Genomic DNA, 5328 nt, shown 5'->3' on the forward strand with positions numbered 1-5328 from the left:
TAGACTTATATCTATCAGCTGTCTTATTAGCAATAGATGGTCGTAAGTTAGAATCTTTAAGAGTTCTTGAAGCACCTTTAACAACTGGACCTTCAACACCACGATTAGCTTTCTGATTAGCTTTAAGAGACTTACTAGCAAGTACCTTATTAGCTAACTTCTTAGCACCTTCTTTAAACATACCACCTTTACCACCACCTGCCATACCTATAAGCATAGGGTCAATCTCACCTGAAGTATCAATAGTAACTTCATCTCTACCAGGTCCTTCATACTTAGCAGTAGCTGTATAGTCTGGTACAAAGTCTTCATTCAGACTCTGGTCAGTACCTTCAGTAGGAGCATCACCTCGTTGTTCTTTATAATACTCAATCATGTCATTGATTTCGTAATCGTTTACGAGGTCTTCCTCAGAAATACCAAACTCTTCTGATGTAGCCTTTAAATCATTAGTCGCGAGGAAGTCAATTATCTCATCCCTTAATATATCACTTATCTCTGCCATCTTATTTCTCCGTTTAAATTAGTCGTATTTACCTTTAGATTCTTTACCATATTGAGGGAAGCCAAAGAAGCCACCAAATGTTCTCTCAAACTTCTCACTCCAACTCAATGAAGTGTCAAACATAGGCTTGGTTACAATAGGTACCATCTTACCGAATAACCACTTACCTGTGTGTGACGTTCCATCAGGGTCAACAATAGAAGGTCCCATTGGAAAACCTTTCTTCATTGAGAACCACTGTTTGTTAAACATACCTTCTATTAAAGACTTAGGCATAATAGAGGCTTTATTTAGCAATGTATGTTGAGGGTGTTGTAGCCAGTGAATAGGTTCAGCAATCTGCTTAGAGATTATCATTGATTCACCATTACCTAAGTTCATTTTATGAGACTTCTCACCAAACCAGAAGTCTGTTAAACCATCCATTGTAGGTTCAGGGTTATCAAACATGGCATTATTAGCTTCAGACATTGCCCACCATAGACCTGAAGTAATCAATGAAGCCCTACCTGTATAAGCTGCATACATCTTAAATGATGACGCAAGCATACGTCCTTCTTTAGACTTCCAAGCGGCTGTATCACCTTTATGGAAAGCTTTAATAAAACCTTTACTGTAAGAGTAGCCTGAAGTAAATGTGTTAGCTACAATCCTGATATTAGATATAGTCCAGTCAGGTGCAAATAAACCAAGGTTCAACCATCTACGTTTATTAACAGGTAGTAAGCCTGCTAACTTATCAGCAACCTTACCTCTTAGTTTATCTGGATTGCTAGAAGCATAAGTATATAAGCGATGACCAAAGTCGTTCCAATCAAGAGAACCATAGGCATCGTTAGCAAACCTACCAGCTAACTGACTCGCTTGTATTTGTAGGTCTTTATCGTTAATATCAAAACCTTGACTCTGCCAATCATCTAAAGTCTTCTGTCTTTTCTGAATATAAGTAGCTACTTTAAATCTATCATGGAAGTATTCCCAAGTTAGGTAATCTGTCTTCTCAAACACCTTGGTCATACCTTTACCAACAAAGCCCATCTTAGCAGCTAACTCTTCGAAGTCTTCAAAACCAGCGTTAACTAAGTCTGCTTTCTTAACATTAATAACCTCTAGCCCACCGTTCCTAATAGCCTCTTCAACAATCTCATTGAACTCAGCACTCCCTAGTTTAAGGTCTGAGAAATCTGCCTGTCTAAAGATAGTATCCCCATTCTCATCTTTCATTATATTACCATCTTTATCTTTGACAGTAATCTTACCACCGAGAGGTTTACTGGTTAAACCAGCACGTCCTAGTGAGTAAGCTGCTGACATCACAAGAGCTTGAGCATGAAATAGAGAACCGAATACAAACAAACGCTTAAGACCATTGTTCAGTTTAAGGATACCTTCCATAACCTCACCTGCTCCACCTCTTCTAAGTAAAGCAAACTGGTCATCAATCATAGGTTTAATATCACTATGGGCAACATAACCTTTAAGAGTAGGGTGGTCAAATTCCTCATAATGTAACGCCTCTTGAAGACTTAAGCCTCCATCTTTAGCATCTGTCTTCCTTAAGTCTTGGAAAGCTTCTCTAGACATTAGAGCAGGTAAGTGACGTACACCAGTAGGATTTAAACTTAAATCAAACAATGAGTTGATTAAGTTACGACCATAAATAGTACGAGTCATTGACTGTGTATATAACTGTAGGGCTTTAATAGGGTCAACTACAATATTCTTATCTGTATGCTCCCGTATCCAAGCATTAGTTTGCTTTAAAGTTCTTTCTTTTACATTCTTAGATTCCTTAAGGTAAATATCAATTAACGCTTGGATATCCTTCTCAGTAAGGTTCTTGTCAAAGATATGAGGGAAGTAGTTATTAAGGAAAGCTCCTGTAGTATCTTTATCTAAGGCACCAAACTTGATTCCAGTAACACTACCTTCAGGTCTAAGTATTCCTATACCTACTGCCTCATTACCAATAATATCAAGGAGAGCTACTATCCTATTCTTAACTTCTAACTCTCTACCTTCTAATTTAATAGTAGGGTCTTCTATAGCATCAATTAACTTCATGCCTTTGTCTGGAGTATCAAACACTTCAGCTACTTCCTTAAGAGCTTCTTGTACCTGAAACTCAAATATCTTACTATTTCTAGAGAAAGCACCTATATCTCTAGCCAAGCTAACTTTAATCTTCATAACAGAAGCCTTAAGACTATTAGATGTTAAAGCTTTATAAACACGAGGACCTGCTAAGATAGCCACTGCACCTAAAGCAGTACCATATAACTTCTCATCATCTGCATCTGTTGCGGCATAGCCTAAAACTGCTCCAGCTGCTAATGCTTTCTTAGGATGCTCTTCTAAAGTCTTACCTATGATACCTGGTGTAGGTGCTGGAGCTTCTTCCGCTTCACCTTCAACTTCTTTTCTTTGTTGTTTAATCTTATTAGCTTCTAACTCTTCAGGGGTTAACTGTGTAGCAGCCTCTATCTCTTTCATAGGAGTAGGACCTCTGAAGTTAGCATCAGCTTTATTCAACTCATCCAAAGCTAATTGGAAAGCCTGTTGGTCTATTTCTTGAGGGGTTAATGTTTTACCTACATCATTAGAAGCTACAGTCTCTCTTGCTTTATCCTGAGCAATCCTCATCATACGATAAGCATCATAGTTTCTTAAGTTGTTAGCTTGTCTAGAAGTTAAATCATCTATACCACGCCAAGGTAATCCTTTAGCCTCGGCTTCATCTAATTCCTTTAGCAACCGCTTATGCTCCAACGCCATTGCCTTTTCATTTACAATAGTCTGAATACGTCCATCTATAGAGGTAGTAGTAATTAAAGCAGGTCCGTCACCTGATTCACCTACTATAGACTTAATATCATGTTCTACATCTTTTAAGATAGAAGTCTCTTGAGCTTGTTGTGTTACTTGCGTAGAATCATCATCCTCTGCTGCTTTTCTAATGTTCTGAGCAGCGTCTCTAGTTTCTTTTGTAACTGCCTTTTTAAGACCTGCGCCACCTTTACCTGTAGCGGCTATACTTTCAGCAACAGCAGCTTCAATCTTAGATAACTGACTACCACTATATAATAAACCAGCACCACCTAAGATACCAAAAGCAGCACCAAACTGAGCGCCCATCCAAACATCTTCTGATTTAGGAGTACCTTGCTCTAAGGTAGAATAGGAAGCTTCGTAGCCTGCGCCACCTATAGCACCTGCTCCTATACCAGTACCCATACGAGCTAGACCTCTTGTAGCTTTACCTTGAATCTTACCTAGACGGGTATTAACCTTATTTACTATATCTGATATTTTAAGAGTCTTAGATGTCATCCCTAAGAGTTTAGCTACTCCAAAGAAAGGAGAGTCTTTAACTAACTCACCTGTTACAACACCTCCAGCATAAGAAGGATTATCAACAAAGACTTTCAATAGCGCCATTAGACCGTCTTCATCATCAGTTTCTACTCCCCACCTATCATTAAATGAGTTACCCTCCTCATCCATAGGAGCATCTAAGTTACCATCTAAGTTGTTATGTACAAACGCTAGTTCACTTTTAATAGCTTCCATCCTAGCTAAAGTCTCAGAAGCGTCAGAGTGTTCAGCATCTGTTAAACCACCCCTAGAATCTGCTATTTGTTGGTAATAATCATACCTATCTTGTAATTGGTTATACTCATAATCAATAGCATTACGTTGTACGAACCACTCTTCTTGTTGTTCACCACTAGCTAACTTACTAGCTAGTAAACCAAAGAGACCAGATGTCCACCACGCTCCCTGAGATTCATGGTCTCCTGTAAAACCTTTATAGAATGAAAGTTCTCTAGTAGGTGGTCGGTATCCTACATCCCCGAGGGTCTCTCTTACGGAAGGTATTGGCATTATTTCTTCTTAGCTTTATGTTGCTTATAATAGTCTAAAGCAGCTTTAGTACGATTCTTAGAATTTAATATCTCATCTAAAGCCTTAGGATTACCTGCGAAATGGTTATGACCATCTCTACTGATAAACCAGTCACTTGCCTCTTCAGCTGTGTTTCTAGTTTTATCCCCTGCCACAGTACCTGTGAATAAGTTACCGAAGTCAGATAATGAACTTGAGATTGCATTAACACTAGATGTGACCGCATCTTGTAAGTTACCAAGGGTAGCATCGTACACAGGCATACTAGATAAAGGGTCTGTATCATAGTCAAATACAGCCCCTGGTTTAATGCTAGAGCCTAAGGCATCTATTTCCCTAGTACGTTTGTTCTTTTCCCATTGTAACCCTACTCTAGATGATTGAGGATTCTGTTCTTGTAAATGAGTAGTAGTAGTATCTGTAATTATCTTAGGTTTATCATTAACATTGTCTCCTGATTTAGGCATTGGCTTTAAGTCTTCATAAGAATTAAAGTCTGTTAGAGCATGTTGCTTGAAATAAGAAGCCTTAGTCCTCTCTAGGTACTTTGAAAAGTTAGAGTTAATATCAGCCACTAATCCTTTATCTACTTTATCATCAGCATCTAAAGAATAAACTCGTATTGCATTTAATAAATCAGTATCGTTCTTAATATTAGCAGCGGATTGAGGGGTTAACCCTAACTGTTGCTCTGCGAATAACTGTAAAGCATCTAAACGTCCAACATGAGTCCAAGCTTTATTCAACTTACCTACGTTACGTGTCTCAGTAAGAGCAAGTTCCTTAGTTTCATAGTCTTGATTCATCTTAGAATACTTATGATAAGCATCAGGGTCAATACCTCTAATCTGCTCTAAAGCGGCTCTACGACCTTCAGGTGTATCATAATCAGCACCTTGTAGAATAGAATTAACAGC

The 5328-nt window shown here is 38.4% G+C and carries 3 protein-coding genes; all 3 read right to left on the minus strand.

Features of this window, described 5'->3' with window-relative positions; translation table 11 throughout:
• Window positions 1–505, minus strand: a 505-nt coding sequence (locus tag WAO74_RS13985) for a hypothetical protein (RefSeq protein ID WP_422162887.1), incomplete at its 3' end; no start/stop codon positions are given.
• An 18-nt stretch (window positions 506–523) separates the two neighbouring features.
• On the minus strand, window positions 524–4390 hold the full coding sequence (locus WAO74_RS13990) for a hypothetical protein (protein ID WP_422162889.1): 3867 nt from the start codon (window positions 4388–4390) through the stop codon (window positions 524–526).
• Window positions 4390–5328 (minus strand): hypothetical protein (locus WAO74_RS13995; protein WP_422162891.1); only part of this gene is annotated, 939 nt, incomplete at its 5' end. The genes WAO74_RS13995 and WAO74_RS13990, both read right to left, overlap by 1 nt.

This window comes from Polaribacter sp., from assembly GCF_049276715.1.
Classification (GTDB): Bacteria; Bacteroidota; Bacteroidia; order Flavobacteriales; family Flavobacteriaceae; genus Polaribacter.